The organism is Burkholderia perseverans (assembly GCF_022870505.1).
GTDB lineage: Bacteria > Pseudomonadota > Gammaproteobacteria > Burkholderiales > Burkholderiaceae > Burkholderia > Burkholderia plantarii.
Genome location: NZ_CP045094.1, coordinates 4,024,322 through 4,044,501 on the forward strand (window position 1 = coordinate 4,024,322; position 20,180 = coordinate 4,044,501).

Consider the following 20,180-nt stretch of genomic DNA (forward strand, 5'->3'; position numbering starts at 1 on the left):
GTCGCTCGAAGCGACGCTCGAAGGGAAATTCGAAGGCGAAGCGGAAGGCCCGGCCGTCAGACCACCGGCCCCGGCTCCTTCTCCTTGCGCAGCAGCGCGTAGAGCAGGATCGCGCCGAACGTGGCGGTGCCGATCCCGCCCAGCGCGAAGCCGCCGAGCTTCAGCGAGAAGTCGCCGGCGCCGAGCACCAGCGTGACGGCGGCCACGATCAGGTTGCGGTTGTCGGAGAAATCGACGCGGTTGACCACCCAGATCCGCGCGCCCGTCACCGCGATCAGCCCGAACACGACGATCGACACGCCGCCCAGCACCGGCCCCGGAATCGTGCGGATCAGCGCGCCGAACTTCGGCGAGAAGCCGAGCCCGATCGCGATCAGCGCGGCCACGGCGAACACCAGCGTCGAGTAGATGCGCGTGACGGCCATCACGCCGATGTTCTCGGCGTAGGTGGTCACGCCGGTGCCGCCAGCGCTGCCCGAGACGATGGTGGCGAGCGCGTCGCCGATGAACGCGCGGCCCACGTAGCGGTCGAGGTTGTGGCCCGTCATCGCGCTCACCGCCTTGATGTGGCCGAGGTTCTCGGCCACCAGGATCACCGCCACCGGCGCGAGCAGCAGCATCGCGTGCGGTTCGAACACCGGCGCCGTGAAGCTCGGGATGCCGAACCAGTGCGCGTTGGCCACGACCGAGAAGTCGATCGGCCGGCCGAGGCCGAACCCGTTGGTGACGATCGCATAGATCGCATAGGCGATCAGCAGCCCCACCAGGATCAGCAGGCGCTGCACGGTGCCGCGCGCGAACACCGCCACGCCGCCCACGCAGAGCACCGTCACCAGCGCCATCACGCTGTCGAAGGTGCTGCCGCTCACGCCCTTCACGGCGATCGGCGCGAGGTTCAGGCCGATCACGGCGACGATCGCGCCGGTCACCACCGGCGGCATCAGCGCCTCGATCCAGCGCGTGCCGACCGCCGACACGATCGCCCCGATCACGGCGTACACCACCCCGCAGGCGATGATGCCGCCGAGCGCGACCGGAATGTTCGGGTTCGCGCCGCTGCCGCCGTAGCCCGTCACGGCCACCACCAGCCCGATGAACGCGAAGCTCGAGCCGAGATAGCTCGGCACGCGCCCGCCCACCAGCACGAAGAACAGCAGCGTGCCGACCCCCGACATGAAGATGCAGAGGTTCGGATCGAAGCCCATCAGCAGCGGCGCGAGCACGGTGGAGCCGAACATCGCGACCACGTGCTGCACGCCCATCGCCACCATCTGCGGCCACGGCAGCCGCTCGTCGGGGGCGACCACGCTGGTGGCGTCGCGCGCGGCGAGGCGCCAGCGCGGGAAATGGGAATCGGCCATCGCGGGCTCTCCGGGTTGTCGTGGTGGGTGGCGAAACGGATGACGCAGCGGCGGCCCAGCCGGCGCGCCGGATGCGAATCAGGCGCGAGTGTACGAAGCCCTGACACGGCTGACAAGCCGGGTCGGCCCGCAAGCGGTGACGCGGATCAGGACGGCCCGGCGCGGATCCGCGCGGGACGGCAGGCGCCGCCTGCGACGGGGCCGCGACGAGGCGAGCCAGGCGGATCCGGCGGAACGCGGCGGAATCAGTGGGGAACCGCGGAAAAACGGCGCGGGGGTAAAGCGGAGGAAAGCGCAGGAAACCGGAACGAAGCGGGGGAAGGCGGTGAAGCGAAGACAAGCGGCGAAACCGGCGAGGCGCGAACCGCGGCGCGGCCGGGGCACCCGCCCCGGCCGCGCCGCGTTCGGCCCGTCAGTTCAGATACTGGAACAGCGACAGGCCCTGCACCTTCGAAAACGCTTCCTGCGCCGCGGTCAGCGAGTTCTGCACCTGCAGCAGCTGGGTGATCGCGGCCGGCATGTTGGCCTGCGTGATGTCGGTCAGGTTGCTGGTGATCTGCAGCGAGTTGGTGCTGGTGATGGTCTGCATCGACTGCACTTCCTGCTCGCGGCCGCCCACCGAGGCCTGCACCGTGGTGACGTTGGCCACCGCGTTCTGCATCTTGGTCAGCGCGGTGGTCAGCGCGTTGTTGAGCGTGGCGCTGGCCGCCGCGCCGCTGCCCACCGGCTGCTTGAGCGCCGCGATCGCCGCATCGAGCGCGCCGATCATGTCGCCGCCGGCCTGGGTGGCCGGCGTCAGCGTGAAGGTATCGCCCGGCGCCGGGTTGCCCGAGACGATCATGCTCTGGCTGCCGATGCTGATCGCGCTGCCGGCCGTGTAGGTCTGCGCGGCGCCGACCGTGGGCGGCGTGGTCGAATTGTCGGTGACCGTGTAGGTCGGCGCGCTGGCGGTGCCGCCGAACGTGACCGTGAACGCGTGGTTGTTGGTCGGATCGCCCGGCGTGCCGCCCGTGATCACGCCGATCGTGCCGGTGCCGGTGTTGTTCGGGTTGCTGGCCGGCACCGCGAGGCTGCCGAGCGCGGGCACCGAGGTGAACACGCTGTTGCCGCTGTCGCCGATCGACACGCTGACCGAATCGGAGATCTGCACCGTGCGCTGGCCGGTGTCGCCCGAGTAGGTCACGCCGCCGGACGGCGAGTTCGTGAATGGCTGGTTGCCGCTCTGCAGGCCTGCGAACAGGTAGTTGCCGGTGCCGTCGGTGGTATTGGCCAGCTGCAGCAGCGTGTCGCGCTGGCCCTGCAGCTGCGCGGCGAGCGCCGAGCGGTCGCTGTCCGACAGCGTGCCGTTGATGGCGCCCGTCAGCGACGGGATCACCGAGTTCAGCACGCTCGTCACGCTCGACAGCGTCTTGTCCTCGAGCTGCAGCGAGGACAGCGCCGACGACTGGTTCGACGAATACTGCGCGAGCGTGGCCGACGTGGCCGACAGCTGCACCGCCTGCGCGGCGCCGAGCGGATCGTCGGCGGCGGTGAGCAGCGTGTTGCCGCTCGCCACCTGCTGATAGAGTTCCGAGAGCTGTGACTCCTGGTTGTTCATCAGCTCGATGTTCTGGGTATAAAACTGCGAGGTCGCGATGCGCATGATGATCGACTCCGTCCTCAGTTGAAGATGCCGAGCAGCGTGCTGAACAGCGTCGAGGCGGTCTGGATCACCTTGGCGTTGGCCTGGTACATCTGCTGGTATTGCATCAGGTTCACCGCTTCCTCGTCCTGGTTCACGCCCGACACCGACTGCTGCTGCGACGTGATCTGGTTGACGAGCGCGGTCTGTGCCGTGCTCGCCGCGCTCAGCTGCGCGGCGGTGTTGCCGATGTTGTTCACGTAGGAACCGTAGGCGGTGGTCAGCGTGGTCGAGCCGCCGTCGAACGTCTTCGAGCTGACGAGGTTCGACATCGCCTGCGCGTTGCGGTTGTCGTTGCTGGCGCCGCCCGGTGCGATCGTGAACGTGTCGCCGTCGCCGGGCGTGCCGGAGATCTGCACCGACACGTTGTTCATCACGCCCGAGGGCGGCGGTTGCGTGGTGCTGGTGATGGTCAGCGACGCGCCGGCGCTCGAATCGTAGGGCACCTGGGTGGTGGCGTCGGTGATCGGGTAGGTGGTCGGCGGCGTGGTGTTGATGGTCACCGTGGTGCCGGCCGGAAAGCCCGACAGCGACTTCGAGGCCGCGTCGTAGGTCAGCGTCGTGGTGCTCGACGGCATCTGGTAGCCGGCCGTGACGGTGCCCTGCGAAATGGTGGCCGAGCCGGTGTTGCCGGTGCCGGCCGTGGCGAGTACCGGCGCGGCGGCCGCGATCGTGTTGGCGGTGCCCACCGACGCGAAGCCGTCCAGCGCGTTGCGCGAGGGCTCGATCGTAAACGAGTCGCCCGGTTGCAGCTTGGTGGCATCGTCGACCGACAGGTCCAGGCCGCCGATGGTGGCGGGCAGCGAGGTGGCGGTGCCGATCACGCTGCCCGAATAGCGGTCCTTCAGCGTGTAATTGGTGCCGTCGTAGGACAGCGTGTAGTCGCTCGTCGGCGGCTGCTGGCCGTTGGCGAAGGTCGCCGAGAGCGTGGCGTCGCCGGTATTGTCGGTGTTGGCGATGGTCTGCGGCGCGGGCACCGTGAACAGGTCGCCGCCCACGTTGCCGTTCGCATCGATGCCGAGCGCGTTCTGCGCGTTCACCTGCGAGGCGAAGCTGACCGCGATCGCGCCGAGCTGCGCCTCGGCCGGGTCGAGCGTCTGGCTGCGGAACTGCAGCAGGCCGCCGATCGTGCCGCCGGTGATGTTGCTGTCGGACAGCACCTGCACCTGGCCCGCCGCGCCCGAACCGGCCGCGGTGTTCTGCAGGCCGATGGTCAGCTCGCTCGGATCGGACGGCGACGGCACCGTCGACATCGTGTAGCTGGTGTTGCCCACCACCAGCGGCTGGCCGTTGGCCATCTGCACGTTGTAGTTGCCGTTGCTCTGCACCACCTGCACGCCGACGATGGTCTGCAGCGTCGCCACCGCCTGGTCGCGCTGGTCGAGCAGCTGGTTCGGCGGCTGGCCGCCCTGGCTCGCCACCGTGATCTGCTGGTTCAGCTGGGCGATCTGGGTGGTCAGCGAATTGACCTGCGTGACTGCGCTTTGCAGCTGCGTGTTCACGCTGGTGCGCAGCGAGTCGAACTCCGCGCCGGCCGAGGTCAGCTGGTTGGCCAGCGTCGCGGCATCGCTGATCGCGGTCTGCCGCGAGGCGGCGCTCGAGCTCACGTTCTGCAGCCCGCTGAAGAACGTCGAGATCGCCGAGGCGACGCCGCCCGTCGGGCTGCCGATATAGTTGTTCAGCGTCGCGACCAGCTGCGAATAGGTGGACAGCGAGCTGCTCGCGGTCTGCGCGGTGTTGAGCTGGTCGGACAGGTACTGGCTGTACTGGCGCTGCACCGTGACGGTGGAGACGCCGGTCGGCAGGAAGCCGTTCGTGGTGTACTGGCCGTCGGATTCGGCATACACCACGCGCTCGACCGAGTAACCGGGCGTGGCCTGGTTGCTGATGTTCTGGCCGGTCGTGTTGATGCCCCACTGCGCGGCGTTGATGCCGCTGAGTCCGATGTTCAGAAGGTTGCTCATGCGATGCCGGCCGCGGACGGCCTCCGGGAAAGGGACACCCGGTATAACGGCGGCGTCCGGTGGAAATTGAGGCCGCGCGCGCGAAAATTCGCGGCGGCCGACCGGCGCGCCAGGCCCGTGCGCGACTATGCGCGGGCGAGCTGGCGGCGCTTCACTTCGAGCTGGGTGATCAGGCGTTGCAGCGTGTTTTCGGCGGCGCCGGGCAGCGACACGAAGCGGAACCCGAGGTAGTAGCGGCGCGCGCCGCTCGGCGTCTCGACGCTGCGCTGCGAGACCAGTTCCAGGTCGAGCGCGAGCTTGCCGTGGCCGGCCAGGTTCAGTTCGACGTGATCCAGCACCTGGCCCGGTTCGAGCGCCGCGGCACGTTCGTCGCCGGTGCGCAGCCCGATCCCGCCCAGCGAGAGATTGTCGATCTCGAATGTGAAGCTTTCGCCTTCGGGCAGCTTGCCGCGCGCGATATACGGTTCGAGCATCGGGGCATCGACGCGGAAATACTCGCGGCGCTGCACGAAATAGAGGACGTCGGGGAATTTGGCGAGGAACGCGGGCTGGCCTTCGTACTCCGTGGCAACCGGCGTCTCGATCGTGAACTCGACGCGCACGCCGTCGGGCAGCGCCTCGAAGATCCCGTAGGGGGCGGCCAGCAGGCTGGCGTTCTGCCCCTCCGCCGCGCCCCAGTCGAACACGAAGCTGCCGGCGCCGACATCGACCTCGAGCACGCGCGTCACGAGCTGTCCGCCCGAATAACGGACCGTCAGGAAATCGCCCCGGTTGACGAGATTGCGCAACTGCACGCCGATTTCGAGCGGGTTGCGACGGCCGTAATCGGGGAGCGAATCGTCATCCCCCGACGCTTCGGTCAGTGCTTCGTTATTCATGGCTTGCCGGTTAGGTCTGCTTGTCGCCCGGTTGTTCCGGGCTCTGATGGCCTGCCTGCGGGACGCGGGCCGCTGGTCTCTCGACGCCCGCCGCTGCGCCGAACGGCGCGCCGGTGCGTCAAGCGCAGAGTGTAGATCGAAATGATCCGAAGATCTTCAGCTAAACGAAAATTCGAAATGCCGGATACCTGGAAATGGGTAAAAAACAACGTCGCCTTATCCGTTGACCGACATCGCGCCGACATTTCCGTCTGCTCCCGCGCCGCCATTCCCGCCTCCTCAGACGATCTGGCGCAGGATCGAAATCAGCTTCTTCGCGTAGTGCGGATCGGTGGCATAACCGGCGCGCTGCATGCCGTTGGCGAAGCTTTCCGGGGTGGTCGAGGCGTTCACCACGCCCGCGTAGCGCGGGTTGCTCTTGAGCATGGTGGCGTAGTCGGTCATCGCGTGCTCGTAGGAATCGTAGGCACGGAACTGCGCCACCACGCGGCGCGGCTGGCCGCCGACGTACTCGGTCGTGACGGCCGACACGGTGCGCCCGGTCCAGTTCTTGGTCGCCTTGATGCCGAACACGTTGAAGCTGGAACTGCCGTCGCGGCCGCGGATCTCGCGCTTGCCCCAGCCCGATTCGAGCGCCGCCTGGCCGACGATGAAGCGCGCCGGGATGCCGGTGGCCGCGCTGGCCGCCTGCGCCGCGCCCGCCACCTTGTCGACGAAGCCGTCCTGGTCGGCCGAGGTGCCGTTGCCCTTGACGGGCGGCGTCAGCGCGCTCGCGGCCGAGTAACCGGCCACGCCGCCGAGCCGGCCGTTGCCGCGCGAATTGGCGAGCGCCTGGGCCAGCGCGCCGGCCGCGGCGAGGCCGCCTTCGTTGCCGCCCGAACCGCCGAGGGCGCCCATCGCGCCGGCCGCGCCGCCGGCACCGGCCGCGCCGCCCGACGGGTTCATGTTGCGCATCAGCTGCTTCATCAGCGCGTCGGCCACGCCGATGCCGCGCGAGGCCATCTGCTGCGAGAGCTGCTGGTCGAGCATCGAGGTGTAGAGCTTCGAGGTGTTCGAATCGAACACGCCGTCCTGGGGCGTCGCATCGCGCATGCTCTTCAGCATCATCTGCGAGAACATCGCGTCGAACTGCGTGGCGACCTGTTTCATGCCCTTGTCGGGCGAGACGTCGGCCTGCCGGCGCAGCTGGTCGAAACCCTGCACGTCGAGCGCGAAGCGCTGCGTGAGGTCGGTGCCGGCGGCGAGGTCGGTGGAATTCGGAAGATTGGCCATCAGATGATCTCCAGGTCGGCCCGCAGCGCGCCCGCGGCTTTCATCGCCTGCAGGATCGACATCAGGTCGGCCGGTGTGGCGCCGAGCGAGTTCAGCGCCTTGACGACGTCGGCGAGGTTCGCGCCGGCGTTGACGTAGCGCAGCGCGCCGTTGTCCTGCTTGAGCTGGATCTGCGACTGCTGCGCGACCACGGTCTGGCCGTTCGAGAACGGCCCGGGCTGCGAAACGACGGGCTGCGTGTTGACGACGACGGACAGGTTGCCGTGCGCGACCGCGCAGTTCTGCAGCGTCACCATCTGGTTCATCACGATCGAACCGGTGCGCGCGTTGAGGATCACCTTGGCCGCGGCGCGGTCCGGGCTCACCTCGAGGTTTTGCAGGCGCGCCATGAACGCGACCTGCTGCGCCGGATCGGACGGCGCGGTCAGCTGGATGGTGCGGCCGTCCAGGGCGGTGGCGATGCCCGGCCCGAAGTTCGAGTTCACGGCGGTGACGATGCGCTCGGCGGTGCCGTAGTCCATGTCGTTGAGCTGCAGCTGCAGCATGCCGTTCATCTGCGCGAGCGCGTTCGGCACCGAGCGCTCGACGATCGCGCCGGCGGCGATGCGCCCGGCCGCGAGCTGGTTGACCTGCACGCGGCTGCCGTTGGCGCTGGCGCCGGCGCCGCCCACCGCCATGTTGCCCTGCGCGAGCGCGTAGACCTGGCCGTCGGCGCCCTTCAGCGGCGTGAGCAGCAGCGTGCCGCCGCGCAGGCTCTTGGCGTTGCCGAGCGACGAGACGGTCACGTCGATCGCCTCGCCCGGGCGCGCGAACGGCGGCAGCGTGGCGGTCACCATCACGGCCGCGACGTTCTTCAGCTGCAGGTTCGACAGCGAGGCGGTGCCGCCCGTCGAGGTGCCGTTGTTGATCGAGATGCCCAGGTTCGCGAGCATGTTCGCGAGCGTCTGGGTCGTAAACGGCGTCTGGGTGGTCTGGTCGCCGGTGCCGTCGAGGCCCACCACGAGGCCGTAGCCGATCAGCGGGTTGTCTCGCACGCCCTGGATCTGCGCGAGATCCTTGAGGCGTTCGGCGCGCGCGCTCGCGGCCGGCAGCGCGACGCCGAGCGCGAACGCCAGGCAGACGGCCAGCGCGGCGCGCAGGCCGCGCGGCAGACGACGGAGGAAAAGGAATTCGGTCATGCGGCTCACCACGGCGCGACGTTGAGGAAGAAGCGCTGCAGCCAGCCCATCGTCTCGGCTTCGTTGATGTAGCCCTTCGCCGAGTATTCGATGCGCGCGTCGGCCACCTGCGTGGAATACACCGAGTTCGCGCCCGAGATCGAGTTCGGATTGACCACGCCCGAGAAGCGCACGAACTCGTTGCCCTGATTGATCAGCATCTGCTTCTCGCCGCTCACCACCAGGTTGCCGTTGGGCAGCACGTTGGTGACGGTCACCGTGATGGTGCCGGTGAACGTGTTGGCCGCGGTCGCGCCGCCGGTGGCGGTGAACTTGTTGTCGCCGGTGGCGCTCAGGTTCGCCTTCGCGAACAGGCCGCCGAGGAAGCCGGCGGTCGGCACGTTGAAGTCGGTCGAGGTGCCGCGGTTCGCGTTCGCGCCCGACGACTTGGTCGCGTTGACGTTCTCCGCGATCATGATCGTCAGGATGTCGCCGATGTTGCGCGGGCGCTGATCCTCGAACAGCGGCCGGCCCGCGTAGCCGGGGTTGTAGATCGAGCCGGGCGCCTGCATCGACGGCGGCACCGGCGGCACGGCCGTCATCGGCTGTTGCGTGATCGGCTGACGCGGCACCTGCGCGCAGCCGGCAAAAGCGGCGGCGGCGGCGAACGCTGCGAATCGGGAAAGGCGAGCCTGCTTCATGATGACGTCGTGCCGGTCGGTCCGTTAGCTCTTCATCTGGTTGACGGTCTGCAGCATCTGATCGGAGGTGGTCACGGCCTTGCTGTTGATCTCGTAGGCGCGCTGGGTCTGGATCATGTTGACCAGTTCCTGCACCACGTTCACGTTCGACGATTCGACGTAGCCCTGATTCAGCGAGCCCGCGCCGTTCAGGCCCGGCGTCGTCACGTTCGGCGCGCCCGACGAGGTCGTCTCCGAGAACAGGTTCTGGCCCAGCGCGTCGAGCCCGTCCGGGTTGATGAAGGTCGCCAGCTGCATCGCGCCGATCTGCACCGCGTTGGTCGAGCCCGGCTGGGTGATCGTCACCACGCCGTCGGTGCCGATCGTCAGCGACTGCGCGTTCTGCGGCACGGTGATGGCCGGCAGCACCTGGTAGCCCGCCGAGGTGACGAGCTGGCCCTGGTTGTTGGTCTGGAACGAGCCGTCGCGCGTGTAGGCGGTGGTGCCGTCCGGCATCAGCACCTGGAAGAAGCCCTGGCCGTTGATCGCGACGTCGCGCGAGTTGCCGGTCTGCTGCAGGTTGCCCTGCGTGTAGAGCCGCTCGGTGGCCACCTGCTGCACGCCGGTGCCGAGCTGCAGGCCCGAGGGCAGCTCGGTCTGCTGCGTCGAGTTCGCGCCCGGCTGGCGCACCGTCTGGTACAGCAGATCCTCGAACACCGCGCGCGAGCCCTTGAAGCCGTTGGTGCTCACGTTCGCGAGGTTGTTCGAGATCACGTCCATCTGCGCCTGCTGCGCATTCATGCCGGTCGCGGCGATGTAGAGGGATCGGTTCACTGGGGTTTCTCCTGCGGATTCGGTGATCCGCTCAGCTGAAGCTGAGGATCTGGTTTGCGCTCTGCTCGTTCTGGTCGGCCGACTCGATCAGCTTGGTATGCAGCTGAAAGGCGCGCGCGTTGTCGAGCATCGACACCATCGCGCTGACCGGATTCACGTTGCTGCCCTCGAGCGAATCGGGTGCGAGCGTGACGTTCGGGTCCACGTCGGCGGGGTTGCCGTCGGCGGTGCGGAACAGGCCGTCGTCGCCGCGCGTCATGGTGGACGGGTCCGGATTGACGAGCTTCAGCTGGTCGACCAGCGCGATCGCCGAGGGCGGATCGCCGGCGGCCAGCACCGACACGGTGCCGTCGACGCCGATCGTCACCTGCCCGTTCGGCGGCACGGCGATCGGGCCGCCGGTGCCGACCACCGGCAGGTTCGAGCCGTTCACCAGCTGGCCGTTCTCGTCCACGTGCAGGTTGCCGGCGCGCGTGTAGGCCTCGCTGCCGTCGGGCGCGAGCACGGTGAGCCAGCCCTGCCCCTGCACCGCCACGTCGAGCGGGTTGCCGGTGCGCGAGATCGGGCCGGCCGAATAGTCGGCGCCCGGCGTCGAGCTCAGCACGAAGGTGCGGGTCGTGTCGGGGTTGCTGGCCTCGCCGAAATTCATCGGCACCGCGCGGTAGGTCGCGAGCTGCGCGCGAAAACCGGTCGTCGACGTGTTCGCGAGGTTGTTCGCGATCACGGACTGCTGGTCGAGCGCCTGATCCGCGCCCGTCATTGCCGTATAGATCAGTCGGTCCATGGTCGTCCGTTCCGGTTTCGCGCGCCGCGCATTACAGGTTGAGCAGCGTCTGGTCGACGGTCTGCTGGGTCTTGATGGTCTGCGCGTTGGCCTGGTAGTTGCGCTGCGCGGTGATCAGGTTGACCAGCTCGCCCGTCAGGTCGACCGTCGAATCCTCGGTCGTGCTGCCCTTGATGGTGCCGTGGTTGGTGCTGCCCGGCACGCCGATCTGCGGCACGCCCGACGCGGCGGTCTGGATGTACTGGTTGCCGCCGATGCTGGTCAGGCCTTGCGGATCGTTGAAGTTCACCACGATCACCTGGCCGAGCGTCATGCTCTGGCCGTTCGAGTAGCTGCCGGTGATGGTGCCGTCGGCGGCCACCGAGTAGTTCTGCAGCGCGCCCGATGCGAAGCCGTCGGCGATCAGGTTCGACACGCCGCTCTTGGTCGCGCCGAACTGGGTCGAGCCGGTCAGGTCGATGGTGATCGCCTGCGGCGTCACCGCGCCGGTGGTGTTGGTCAGGCTGAACGTGAACTTGTCGGTGGTGGCGGTCGGGTTGCCGTCCGTGCCCACCGTGCCGATCAGCTTGCCCGAGCTGTCGAACTCGGCCGTGCCGAGGTCGGTCGGGGTGGTGTTGTCGGCGCCCGCGTACACTTCCCAGCTTCCGGTGGTGGTCGACTTCACGAAGTACAGGTTGACCGTCTGCGCGTTGCCGAGCGAGTCGTAGGCCTGCACCGGCTGCTTGAGCGTGTAGGTGGACGAGTCGCTGAAGTTGAACGGCGAGTTGGTCTGCGCCGTGTCGGTCGTGCTCAGGTTGAACTGGCCCGTGATCGACGCGGTCGCCTTCGGCGGGATGTTGCCCTGCGGTGCCGTCAGCGGCACGATCGCCGAGGTGTTGATGGTGCCATCGGCGTTCACGCCGTAGCCCATCAGCTGGCCGCCGGCCGAGTTCGTGATGTTGCCGTTCGCGTCCGGGCTGAACTCGCCGTCACGCGTGTAGGTGGTCACGCCGTTCGAATTCACCTCGAAGAAGCCGTTGCCCGAGATCGCCATGCTCAGCGGGTTCTGCGAGGTGGTGAAACCGCCCTGCTGGAACACCTGCGCGACCGTCGCCAGCTGCGTGCCGATACCGATGCCGTTGGCGACCGCGCCCGACACCGAATTCGCGTACAAGTCCGAGAACTGCGCCGTGGCGGACTTGAAGCCGACCGTGTTCGCGTTCGCGATGTTGTTGCCGATCACGTCGAGATCGCTCGACGCACCCTGCAAACCGCTCAAACCCTGTTGATAACCCATGTTGGTCTCCGATGGCGCGAGGCCGGATCAGTTAGGTGGACGAGGAATTGTTGGTATCGCTGCCCGAGTCGGTGCCCGAGCCGCTGCTGGAACCGCTGTCCGAGCCGCTGGAGCCGCTCGAGGCCGTCGCCGGGAAGATCGCGCCGACGTTCGGCAGGCCGACCGTGGTGCCGTTCGACAGCACCAGGCCCGGCGTGCCGTCCGCCTGGCGGATCACGCTCTGCACCTGCGCGGCCGTGAGCGTGGTCGCCGTGTTGGTGGCGCCGCTGCCGTCCGTGTAGCTCGCGCTGATGGTGTACTGGCCGTCGGGCAGCGTCGCGCCCGTCGAGTCGGTCGGGGTCCAGTTGAACGGGATCGTGCCGGCTGCCTGCGCGCCCGCGTCGATGGTGTTGACCACCGTGCCGGCCGAGTTCTTGATGGTGATCGTCACGTCGGTGGCGGCGGACGGCAGCGTGACGCCGAAGCCCGTGCCGGTGCCGCTCGAGACGTTGAGCGTGCTGCCGGGGGCCAGCACGTTGGTGCCGATCAGCAGCGCCGCCTGGGTCTGCTGGCCGGCGGTGATCTGCGAGGACAGCGAGGTCAGCGACGAGTTGAGCTGCGCGATGCCGCTCACGGTGTTGATCTGCGCGAGCTGGGACGTCATCTGCGAGCTGTCCACCGGGCTCGTCGGGTCCTGGTTCTGCAGCTGCGTGACGAGCAGCGTCAGGAAGGTCTGCTGCAGGTCCGCCGCCGAGGTCGACGACAGGCCGCTGTTGGTGCTCATCGTGTCGGTCGGCAGGTTGGTGGTGGTGGTGCCACCGCTGCCGATCGAGTTGGTAGTGGAGCTCATCTCCGGGTTGCCTTTCGCGAGTTCGCGGATACGCTGGGTCGGGTTGGGAAACGGTCGCGGGGTGAACGGGCCGCGCCAGTGCGGCCCGGTTCACGGCACGGCACTCAGGTGCCGATCGTTAGGGTCTTCAGCATCAGCTGCTTGGCGGTGTTCAGCGTCTCCACGTTCGCCTGGTACGAGCGCGAGGCCGAGATCATGTTCACCATCTCCTGCACCGGGTCGACGTTCGGCAGCGTCACGTAGCCGTTGGCGTCGGCCGTCGGGTTCGACGGGTCGTAGCTGGTCTTCATCGGCGACGGATCGTCGATCACCTGCTTGACCTGCACGCCGCCCACGCCCTGCCCGGAGCGCGTGCGCGCGCCGCCGATCGGCTGGGTCTCGAACACCACCTGCTTGGCGCGGTACGGCTTGCCGTCCGGGCCGGTCACGCTGTCCGCGTTCGCCAGGTTCGACGCGGTCACGTTCAGGCGCTGGGATTCGGCGGACATCGCCGAGCCGGCGACGTCGAAGATGTTCATCAGCGAAGGCATGCGGATTCCTCGTTTGCGGCTGGAAGAGTGGCGGCGGGCCGGCTTACGAGCCCGACGTGATCGCGGCGAGCATCGCCTTGATCTGGCCGGTCACCACCGTCATGCCGGCTTCGAAATGCACCGTGTTGTCGGCGAACTGCACGCGCTCGGCGTCGAGATCGACCGTATTGCCGTCCAGCGACGGCTGGTTCGGGATCCGGTACGCGGCGCGGCCGAAGTTGTCGGTCGGGCCGCCGGTGGCCGAAAGCCGCGTGTTGCCGCTCATGTGGCCGGCCTCGGTCGACACCAGCGTCATCCCGCTCGTCACGCTGGCCGGCTGCGCGAGCGGCAGCTGGGTCGCGTTGTCGGCCGTGGCCTGGCCGGCCTGCTGCTTGAGCGAGCGGCCGAGCGCCGAGGCGAAATCGACGTCGCGGGCCTGGTAGCCCGGGGTGTCGGCGTTCGCGATGTTCGACGACAGCAGTTCCTGCCGGTACGAGCGAACGTCCAGCGCCTGGCGGCCGAACGCGAATTCGGCGTCGAGTTTGTCCATCATCGTGCGTTCCTCCATCGGGAGCGGTGCGGCGCCCCCTCCCCGCGCGCCATGCGGCGGCAAAAGAGACGCTTTTCGATGACAGCCATCGTAGGCGGGAGACGCAAGCGGCAATCGGGCGAATAACCGGCAAAGCCCCCCTCTATTCATCGTTTGCCGCGGCACCCGGCTGCCTAGAATGCGATCCCGTACCAACGGATTCTCGAGGAGGCGGCGATGACGACGACGGACGCGAGCGCAGCGGCAGGCGCGGCACGCGGCTTCGGCGCGCGCGCCGGCTCGCTGCACGCGCGCCCCGCCCTCCGCTCCCGCCTCGCCCTGCTGGCGCTGGGCCTGGCCGCGCTGCTGCCGAACCTGGCCGCCGCGCAGGCGGCCGGCGGCGACGGCATGATCGTGATCCCGGGCCGCGGCGAATCGGCCGAGACGGCGCTCGCCAACGCCACCGCGCACGGCGTGAACACCCCGGCCGCGCACGCGCCCACGTCGAGCCTGTCGTCCTACAGCTCCACCGAATTACGCAGCGCTTACGGCGCCGGCGGCAGCAGCCGCGGCGCGGCCCCGGAGGCCGCCCCCGCGCCCGCCGGCACCATCGGCATCGTGCAGGGCGCCGGCGGCGACAGCGCGCTGCGCGCCGCCGCGATGGGCGAGGCGCCCGCCGCCCTGCCCGAACCGCCGATCTACCCCACGCCCGGCAGCGCGCCGTCGCGGCCCGCCGTGAATCGCGCGGCGCCGCGCGCCGACAACGCCGGCGCCCCGGGCAACGAAGCGGCCGGCTATGCCGCCGGTTACGCGGCAGGCGTCGCCGCGGCGCGCCGCGCGGCCGCCGCTCAACCCGCCCAGCCGGCGCAACCGGCCCAACCCGCGCCGGCACCGCGCTACCCGTCGACCGTGCAGCGCGGTCCGGCCGGCATGCCGGCCACGACGGGCGGCACCGTGCGCGCCGTCTATTCGCCGGGCGCGACCGAACGCGCGCCGGCCGGCCAGGACGCGGCGGGCAGCGCGATGCGCTACGCGGCGCCGGCCGTGATGCGCGTCTCGGCGCGCCAGAGCGCCCCCGCGCCCAGCGCCGTCGCCGCCGTGGTGGCGTCCACCCCGGCGCCCGCCGCAGCCGCTCCAGCCGCCACGCCCGCCCAGAACGCCGGCACGGCCCAGGCGAACGCCCAGGTCGTCGGCCAGCCGGCCGGCCAGCAGGACCCGGAGGCGATCCGCGCCGCGGCGCTCGCGTTCCTGCACCAGCAGACGGCCGGCCTGCCCGGCAAGGCGACGATCACGGTGGCCGCCGCGTTCCCGCGCGGGCTCGCGGCCTGCACCACGCTCGAACCGTTCCTGCCGACCGGCGCGCGGCTCTGGGGCCGCACCACGGTGGGCGTGCGCTGCGCCGGCGCGCGGCCGTGGACGATCTACCTGCAGTCGAAGATCGAGGTCCACGGCAACTATTACGTGGCCGCCCACGCGCTCGCGCCGGGCGACGTGCTGACGGCCGCCGATCTGGTCGCGCGCGACGGCGACCTGACCATGCTGCCGCTCGCCGTGATCACCGATCCGGCGCAGGCGGTGGGCGGTACCTCGCTGGTGCGCGTCGCGGCCGGGCTGCCGCTGCGCCAGGACATGCTGCGCAGCGCCTCGTCGGTCACCATCGGCCAGACCGTGCGCGTGGTGGCGGCCGGCCAGGGATTCTCGATTTCGTCGGAAGGCAGCGTGATGAACAACGCGGGGCCGGGACAGCAGGTGCGGGTGCGACTGGCGGCCGGCCAGATCGTGACGGCGGTGGTGAAGGACGGAAACACGGTGGAAGTTCCGTTATGATGGGCGCGGCCGCCGGTGCGGCCGGAAAGATTGCAAACTTTTGTTTCTGCAAGCCTTTACGGATGGACGGACGCTAAAGTTCGGCGCGGACCTGCCGTTATCTCGCTCAAATCGTTCAGGAAGCCCATCGTGAAAATCGATACCACCCCCGCCACGAACGTCCGCCCGGCGTCCACCGACGCCGCTTCGTCGCGTAATCAGGCCAGCAGCAGCGCCGCCTCGTCGGCAGCCGCGCAGGCCGAAAGCGCGCCGGCCGGCGGCGATGCGAACGTGAATCTGTCCTCCGTGTCCACGAACCTGCGTTCGCTCGCAGCCTCGGGATCGGCCGACATCGACACCGCGAAAGTGCAGTCGATCCGCGACGCGATCAAGAATGGATCGCTGACGATCGACACCGGCAAGATCGCGGACGGCGTGTTGCAGACGGCCAGCGAGCTGCTGCGCACGCCGGCGAACCTCGGCTGAGCACGACGCGGATGACGCCCTTGGGCGCGCGGATGGTCCGTGCGCCGTCGTTTTGAGCGAGATGCAATGAAAGAAGCCCTGCTGGCGACGATCAACGACGAACACGCGACGGTCGAGGCCTTCGCGTCGCTGCTCGTCTACGAGCAAAAGGCGCTGACGGCCGCGTCGCCGGCTGACGCGCTGCCGGACATCATCGCGCGCAAGACGGAGCTGGTCGAACGGCTCGCGTCGCTGGAAAAGCAGCGCGACCTGCAGCTCGCGGCCCTCGGCTACGCCGCCGGCAAGGCCGGCATCGACGCGGCCGCCGAGCGCGACCCCGGCATCGCGAGCCGCTGGAAGCTGCTGCGCGACGCCACCGAGCGCGCGCGCCACGCCAACATGAACAACGGCATGCTGATCCGCATCCGCATGGACTACAACGAGCGCACGCTCCAGGTGCTGCGCGCGCAGCCCGCGCGCGCCGGCCTCTACGGCCCCGACGGCCGCGTGTCCAACTCGGCGCGCTGAGCGCGACGGGCGGCAGGCGCCGCCCGTTTCCGGTTTTCCTCCGCGGATCTTCCGGTTTTCCCCGTTTCTTTCGTTCGACCGGGCCGGTGCCGACCGCGGCGGCGGCGCGGTGATGACGCCTGGTTGACGTCTGTCGCCGGTCGCCGGTCGCCAGTCGCCAGCCGCGATCGCGACCGCCTGGGCGGCGCCGTCCGGCTTACTTCTCTCGCTCCGTCCCGCCAGCCCACCTTCTCCGGCTTCGCCATACGTCGCGTCGGGCGTTGGGCGTCGTGAAACGAGCCCCGGGCGTCACCGCGAACCGGCGAGCGCCACCGCAAGCCTCAGTCAGCCACCGGGCCCGCGCCGCCGCTCATCGCGCAACCGGAACCGGCACGGCCACCTGCTTCGCCCCGTCGCTCACGCATCCTCGCCGACCGCGAGCGCCGCCGCCACCGCATCGGTGCGCGCGCGCTGCACGGCGTCCCGGATCGCGTCCGGATTGCCGCGATGGCCGGCCGCCACCTGCCCGGCATCGACCTCGCGCGCGGCCACCAGCGCGCGCCGCAGCCGCTCGGCCTGCGGATACGGCTGCGCCTCGAGCCCGAGCCGGCCGCGCGCGTCGGCCTCGCAGGCCTGCAGCATCTCGGCGAAGCGCCCCGGCTTGCGCAGCGCGTCGGCGCGTTCGAGCAGCCGCACCAGCGCGGCGGCGCCCATCGCCATCACCTGATGCAGGTTGCCGTGTTCGCGCGCCACCAGCAGCGCGAGGTCGCGGCATTCGTTCGGCACCCGCAGCCGCTCGCAAAGCGGCCGGAGCAGATCGACGCTGCGGCCCTCGTGGCCGATGTGGCGCGGCAGCACGTCGGCCGGCGTGGTGGCCTTGCCGAGATCGTGGGTCAGCGCGGCGAACCGCACCGCCAGCGAGTAGGCGTGCTTCGCCGCGTAGTCGATCACCATCATCACGTGGACGCCGGTATCGACCTCGGGATGGTAGTCGGCGCGCTGCGGCACGCCGAACAGCGCATCGACCTCGGGCAGGATCCGCGCCAGCGCGCCGCACTCGCGCAGCACCGCGAACATGCGCGACGGCTTCGCCTCCATCAGCCCGCGCGACACCTCCTGCCAGACGCGCTCCGGCACCAGCGCGTCCACCTCGCCCGCCGCCACCATCTCGCGCATCAGCGCGAGCGTCCCGGGCGCCACCGTGAAATCGGCGAAGCGCGCCGCGAAGCGCGCGACGCGCAGGATCCGCACCGGGTCCTCGACGAACGCCGGCCCGACGTGGCGGAACTGCTTCGCGGCCAGATCGGCGCGCCCGCCGAACGGATCGACGAGTTCGCCGGTGATCCGGCCGTCCGGGTCGACCTCGCGCGCCATCGCGTTGATCGTCAGGTCGCGGCGCGCCAGATCCTCGTCGAGCGTCACGTCGGGCGCGTAATGGAACTGGAAGCCGTGATAGCCGGCCGCCGTCTTGCGCTCGGTGCGCGCGAGCGCGTATTCCTCGTGCGTGTCCGGATGCAGGAACACCGGGAAATCCTTGCCGACCGGGCGGAAGCCGCGCGCGGCCAGCTGCTCCGGCGTGGCGCCCACCACCACGTAGTCGCGGTCCTGCACCGGCAGGCCGAGCAGGGCATCGCGGATCGCGCCGCCTACCACATAGATGTTCATGCGCTTCGCCTCCCCGGCCGTCGTCCGTATCCGTATCAATATCAGTATTCGACCATGCGCGTCTCGTGGCGCGCACCGTCGTTCCAGGCCGCGATCGCCGGCACCGCGAGCATGCGCTCGACATAGGCGGCCGAGACCCCGGAGAGCACCGGCGCGTAGCAGACGAAACGCATCACCACCGGCGCGTACATCGCGTCGGCGATCGTGAACGCGCCGAACAGGAACGGGCCGCCCGAGCGCGCGAGGCAGTCGCGCCAGATCGCCTCGATGCGCGCGATCTGGGCCAGCGCGGCCGGCGACAACACGCGCCCCGGCTGCGGCGCGCGCAGGCTGAACGGCATCTCGCCGCGCACCGCCGTGAAGCCCGAATGCATCTCGGCCGAGACGCTGCGCGCCAGTGCGCGCGCGGCCGGATCGGCCGGCCACATCGGCTGCGCGGGGAACCGCTCGGCGAGCGTCTCGGCGATCGCGAGCGAATCCCAGACCGCATGGCCAGCGTCGTCGATCAGGCACGGCACGCGGCCCGACGGCGAGCGCGCCAGGATGCGCGCCTCGGTATCGGGCGCGCGCAGCTCGATCAGCGTCTCCTCGAACGGAATCCCGAAGTGCCGCATCAGCACCCAGGGCCGCATCGACCACGAGGAATAGCTCTTGTCACCAATGATCAGTTGCATCGTCACGTCTCGCTCGTCCAGTCGAAAGGCAAACGCGCGGCACCGGCCGCGCGACGGGTTCGGTTCGCGGCATGCGCGGGCGCCGCGGGGAGCGCCGGCGCGCGCCGCCGGGCGTCGACCGGCAGCCTTGGCGTCAGGCGGCAGCTCGGCGCCGGCGAATCCGCGCCGACAACGGCGGCGCCCGCCCCGCCGCTGGGCGAGCAACGCCGGTGCCCGCCGCCGCGTGTCCCGCGTGTCCCGCGAGTGGCCCGGATGCCGTCAGCGCCGCGAACGCCACGCGTCATAGCGCGTGCCGCCGGTGCCGAGATAGCCGGGCGCAACGCCTTCGAGGCTCGCGGGCCGCACACCGAGTTCGGGCGCGAGCGAGCCGCTCAGCACGTTCGGCACGCGCATCGAGGCGAGGTTGTCGCGCGTGATCACGGGCTCGCCGGGCAGATGCTCGAACACGCTCGCCTGCAGCCGCGCGAGCGCGTCGGGCAGCCGGATGATGCGCGCCTGGCGGCCCACCAGCGCGCCGCAGTAGCGCACCAGCTGTTCGAGCGTGTAGACGCGCGGGCCGCCCAGTTCGTAGGTCCGGCCGTAAGCGGCGCGGTTGCCGGCCACGGCCAGCAGCGCCTGCGCGACGTCGCCGACGTAGACGGGCTGGAACTGCGCGTCGGGCATCGCGAGCGGCAGCACCGGCAGCAGCCGCTGCAGCCGCGCGAAGGTGGTCAGGAACGCGTCGCCGGGGCCGAACACCACCGACGGCCGCAGCACGGTGACGGCGAGCGCCCCGCCCGAGGCAGCCGCCGCCGCGTGCAGCGCGGCCTCGCCGTCGCCCTTCGAGCGCTGGTACATGCTCGGCCCGTGCGAGTCGGCGCCGAGCGCGCTGACCTGCACCAGCTGCGCCACGCCCGCCTCGGCGCAGGCCGCGGCGAGCGTGCCCGGCAGCGCGACGTGCAATTGCCGGAAGCCCTCGCCGTAGGGCGTGCCGTGGCCGCCGTGCAGCGTGCCGACCAGGTTGAACACGATGCCGGCGCCGGCCACGACGCGCGCGAGCGACGCGGCGTCGAAGCCGTCGAGTTCGACGACCTCCACCGGCATCGTGGCGAGATGGCGGGCGCGCTCGCGGCGCCGCGCGGCGAGGCGCACCGGGTAGCCGGCGCGCACCAGGGCCGCGACGAGGCGGGCACCGATGAAGCCGGTGCCGCCGACGAGCGCGATGGTCGGACGATCCATGGCGAAGCTCCCGTCAGGTGTCGAAACGGTATCGAAACGCGCCGCCGGCGCGGCCGCGCGGAGTGGCGTCGGGCGCAGCGTCGGCCCGGTA

The 20,180-nt window shown here is 70.0% G+C and carries 19 protein-coding genes; 3 read left to right on the top strand and 16 right to left on the bottom strand.

Annotated elements, in window-relative coordinates:
* Positions 1 to 56: 56 nt before the first annotated feature.
* From BpN12_RS32485 to flgB, 13 genes are all read right to left on the bottom strand, one after another.
* Positions 57 to 1,361: a solute carrier family 23 protein gene (locus tag BpN12_RS32485; protein WP_246796181.1), complete on the bottom strand. Its 1,305-nt coding sequence runs from the start codon at positions 1,359 to 1,361 to the stop codon at positions 57 to 59.
* Between the two features lie 412 nt (positions 1,362 to 1,773).
* Complete coding sequence (gene flgL / locus BpN12_RS32490) at positions 1,774 to 3,003, bottom strand: flagellar hook-associated protein FlgL (RefSeq protein ID WP_246796182.1); 1,230 nt, start codon at positions 3,001 to 3,003, stop codon at positions 1,774 to 1,776.
* A 17-nt stretch (positions 3,004 to 3,020) separates the two neighbouring features.
* Positions 3,021 to 5,006, bottom strand: coding sequence for a flagellar hook-associated protein FlgK (flgK, locus tag BpN12_RS32495; RefSeq protein WP_246796183.1), 1,986 nt, complete (start codon positions 5,004 to 5,006; stop codon positions 3,021 to 3,023).
* A gap of 125 nt (positions 5,007 to 5,131) precedes the next feature.
* On the bottom strand, positions 5,132 to 5,884 hold the full coding sequence (locus BpN12_RS32500; protein WP_246796184.1) for a flagellar brake protein: 753 nt from the start codon (positions 5,882 to 5,884) through the stop codon (positions 5,132 to 5,134).
* Positions 5,885 to 6,163: 279 nt separating this feature from the next.
* Positions 6,164 to 7,156 carry a flagellar assembly peptidoglycan hydrolase FlgJ gene (gene flgJ / locus BpN12_RS32505; protein WP_246796185.1) on the bottom strand — a complete coding sequence of 331 codons (993 nt, stop codon included), beginning with the start codon at positions 7,154 to 7,156 and terminating at the stop codon, positions 6,164 to 6,166.
* Positions 7,156 to 8,334 (bottom strand): flagellar basal body P-ring protein FlgI, encoded by a 1,179-nt coding sequence (locus BpN12_RS32510; RefSeq protein WP_425306339.1) that lies wholly within the window; start codon positions 8,332 to 8,334, stop codon positions 7,156 to 7,158. The genes flgJ and BpN12_RS32510 overlap by 1 nt, the downstream gene beginning before the upstream one ends.
* 5 nt (positions 8,335 to 8,339) lie before the next feature.
* On the bottom strand, positions 8,340 to 9,014 hold the full coding sequence (flgH, locus tag BpN12_RS32515) for a flagellar basal body L-ring protein FlgH (RefSeq protein WP_246796187.1): 675 nt from the start codon (positions 9,012 to 9,014) through the stop codon (positions 8,340 to 8,342).
* Positions 9,015 to 9,038: 24 nt separating this feature from the next.
* Positions 9,039 to 9,827 (bottom strand): flagellar basal-body rod protein FlgG, encoded by a 789-nt coding sequence (flgG, locus tag BpN12_RS32520; protein ID WP_246796188.1) that lies wholly within the window; start codon positions 9,825 to 9,827, stop codon positions 9,039 to 9,041.
* 31 nt (positions 9,828 to 9,858) lie between these two features.
* Positions 9,859 to 10,611 carry a flagellar basal body rod protein FlgF gene (locus tag BpN12_RS32525; RefSeq protein ID WP_246796189.1) on the bottom strand — a complete coding sequence of 251 codons (753 nt, stop codon included), beginning with the start codon at positions 10,609 to 10,611 and terminating at the stop codon, positions 9,859 to 9,861.
* A 31-nt stretch (positions 10,612 to 10,642) separates the two neighbouring features.
* Positions 10,643 to 11,887, bottom strand: coding sequence for a flagellar hook protein FlgE (flgE, locus tag BpN12_RS32530; protein WP_246796190.1), 1,245 nt, complete (start codon positions 11,885 to 11,887; stop codon positions 10,643 to 10,645).
* Between the two features lie 31 nt (positions 11,888 to 11,918).
* On the bottom strand, positions 11,919 to 12,716 hold the full coding sequence (locus BpN12_RS32535) for a flagellar hook assembly protein FlgD (protein WP_246796191.1): 798 nt from the start codon (positions 12,714 to 12,716) through the stop codon (positions 11,919 to 11,921).
* A 104-nt stretch (positions 12,717 to 12,820) separates the two neighbouring features.
* Positions 12,821 to 13,246, bottom strand: coding sequence for a flagellar basal body rod protein FlgC (flgC, locus tag BpN12_RS32540; protein ID WP_042626223.1), 426 nt, complete (start codon positions 13,244 to 13,246; stop codon positions 12,821 to 12,823).
* A 43-nt stretch (positions 13,247 to 13,289) separates the two neighbouring features.
* Positions 13,290 to 13,778, bottom strand: a complete 489-nt coding sequence (gene flgB, locus BpN12_RS32545; protein ID WP_246796192.1) for a flagellar basal body rod protein FlgB — start codon at positions 13,776 to 13,778, stop codon at positions 13,290 to 13,292.
* A 213-nt stretch (positions 13,779 to 13,991) separates the two neighbouring features.
* Here flgB and flgA point away from each other — a divergent pair, with 213 nt between their 5' ends.
* The 3 genes from flgA to BpN12_RS32560 all read left to right on the top strand — a co-directional run bounded on the left by flgA (position 13,992) and on the right by BpN12_RS32560 (position 16,553).
* A complete protein-coding gene (flgA, locus tag BpN12_RS32550) occupies positions 13,992 to 15,581 on the top strand; it encodes a flagellar basal body P-ring formation chaperone FlgA (protein WP_246796193.1) in 1,590 nt (529 codons plus the stop codon).
* Positions 15,582 to 15,710: 129 nt separating this feature from the next.
* Positions 15,711 to 16,046, top strand: a complete 336-nt coding sequence (gene flgM, locus BpN12_RS32555; RefSeq protein ID WP_246798063.1) for a flagellar biosynthesis anti-sigma factor FlgM — start codon at positions 15,711 to 15,713, stop codon at positions 16,044 to 16,046.
* 66 nt (positions 16,047 to 16,112) lie between these two features.
* Positions 16,113 to 16,553, top strand: a complete 441-nt coding sequence (locus BpN12_RS32560; RefSeq protein WP_042626225.1) for a flagella synthesis protein FlgN — start codon at positions 16,113 to 16,115, stop codon at positions 16,551 to 16,553.
* Between the two features lie 396 nt (positions 16,554 to 16,949).
* On the opposite strand, the gene BpN12_RS32565 is transcribed toward BpN12_RS32560, so the two are convergent.
* From BpN12_RS32565 to BpN12_RS32575, 3 genes are all read right to left on the bottom strand, one after another.
* On the bottom strand, positions 16,950 to 18,197 hold the full coding sequence (locus BpN12_RS32565) for a multifunctional CCA addition/repair protein (RefSeq protein WP_246796194.1): 1,248 nt from the start codon (positions 18,195 to 18,197) through the stop codon (positions 16,950 to 16,952).
* A gap of 41 nt (positions 18,198 to 18,238) precedes the next feature.
* The gene (locus BpN12_RS32570) at positions 18,239 to 18,871 is read right to left on the bottom strand and encodes a glutathione S-transferase family protein (protein WP_246796195.1); all 633 of its coding nucleotides are present in this window, start codon (positions 18,869 to 18,871) and stop codon (positions 18,239 to 18,241) included.
* Between the two features lie 258 nt (positions 18,872 to 19,129).
* Positions 19,130 to 20,089 (bottom strand): complex I NDUFA9 subunit family protein, encoded by a 960-nt coding sequence (locus BpN12_RS32575; protein WP_246796196.1) that lies wholly within the window; start codon positions 20,087 to 20,089, stop codon positions 19,130 to 19,132.
* Positions 20,090 to 20,180: the final 91 nt, after the last annotated feature.

Bases quoted from the DNA above. Each gene is read 5' to 3' on its own strand.
- BpN12_RS32500 (WP_246796184.1), bottom strand. From the start codon at position 5,884: ATGAATAACGAAGCACTGACCGAAGCGTCGGGGGATGACGATTCGCTC.
- BpN12_RS32575 (WP_246796196.1), bottom strand. From the start codon at position 20,089: ATGGATCGTCCGACCATCGCGCTCGTCGGCGGCACCGGCTTCATCGGT.
- flgA (WP_246796193.1), top strand. From the start codon at position 13,992: ATGACGACGACGGACGCGAGCGCAGCGGCAGGCGCGGCACGCGGCTTC.
- BpN12_RS32560 (WP_042626225.1), top strand. From the start codon at position 16,113: ATGAAAGAAGCCCTGCTGGCGACGATCAACGACGAACACGCGACGGTC.
- BpN12_RS32510 (WP_425306339.1), bottom strand. From the start codon at position 8,334: ATGACCGAATTCCTTTTCCTCCGTCGTCTGCCGCGCGGCCTGCGCGCC.
- flgK (WP_246796183.1), bottom strand. From the start codon at position 5,006: ATGAGCAACCTTCTGAACATCGGACTCAGCGGCATCAACGCCGCGCAG.
- flgC (WP_042626223.1), bottom strand. From the start codon at position 13,246: ATGCCTTCGCTGATGAACATCTTCGACGTCGCCGGCTCGGCGATGTCC.
- flgH (WP_246796187.1), bottom strand. From the start codon at position 9,014: ATGAAGCAGGCTCGCCTTTCCCGATTCGCAGCGTTCGCCGCCGCCGCC.
- BpN12_RS32525 (WP_246796189.1), bottom strand. From the start codon at position 10,611: ATGGACCGACTGATCTATACGGCAATGACGGGCGCGGATCAGGCGCTC.
- flgB (WP_246796192.1), bottom strand. From the start codon at position 13,778: ATGATGGACAAACTCGACGCCGAATTCGCGTTCGGCCGCCAGGCGCTG.
- flgL (WP_246796182.1), bottom strand. From the start codon at position 3,003: ATGCGCATCGCGACCTCGCAGTTTTATACCCAGAACATCGAGCTGATG.
- BpN12_RS32485 (WP_246796181.1), bottom strand. From the start codon at position 1,361: ATGGCCGATTCCCATTTCCCGCGCTGGCGCCTCGCCGCGCGCGACGCC.
- BpN12_RS32565 (WP_246796194.1), bottom strand. From the start codon at position 18,197: ATGAACATCTATGTGGTAGGCGGCGCGATCCGCGATGCCCTGCTCGGC.
- BpN12_RS32570 (WP_246796195.1), bottom strand. From the start codon at position 18,871: ATGCAACTGATCATTGGTGACAAGAGCTATTCCTCGTGGTCGATGCGG.
- flgE (WP_246796190.1), bottom strand. From the start codon at position 11,887: ATGGGTTATCAACAGGGTTTGAGCGGTTTGCAGGGTGCGTCGAGCGAT.
- BpN12_RS32535 (WP_246796191.1), bottom strand. From the start codon at position 12,716: ATGAGCTCCACTACCAACTCGATCGGCAGCGGTGGCACCACCACCACC.
- flgJ (WP_246796185.1), bottom strand. From the start codon at position 7,156: ATGGCCAATCTTCCGAATTCCACCGACCTCGCCGCCGGCACCGACCTC.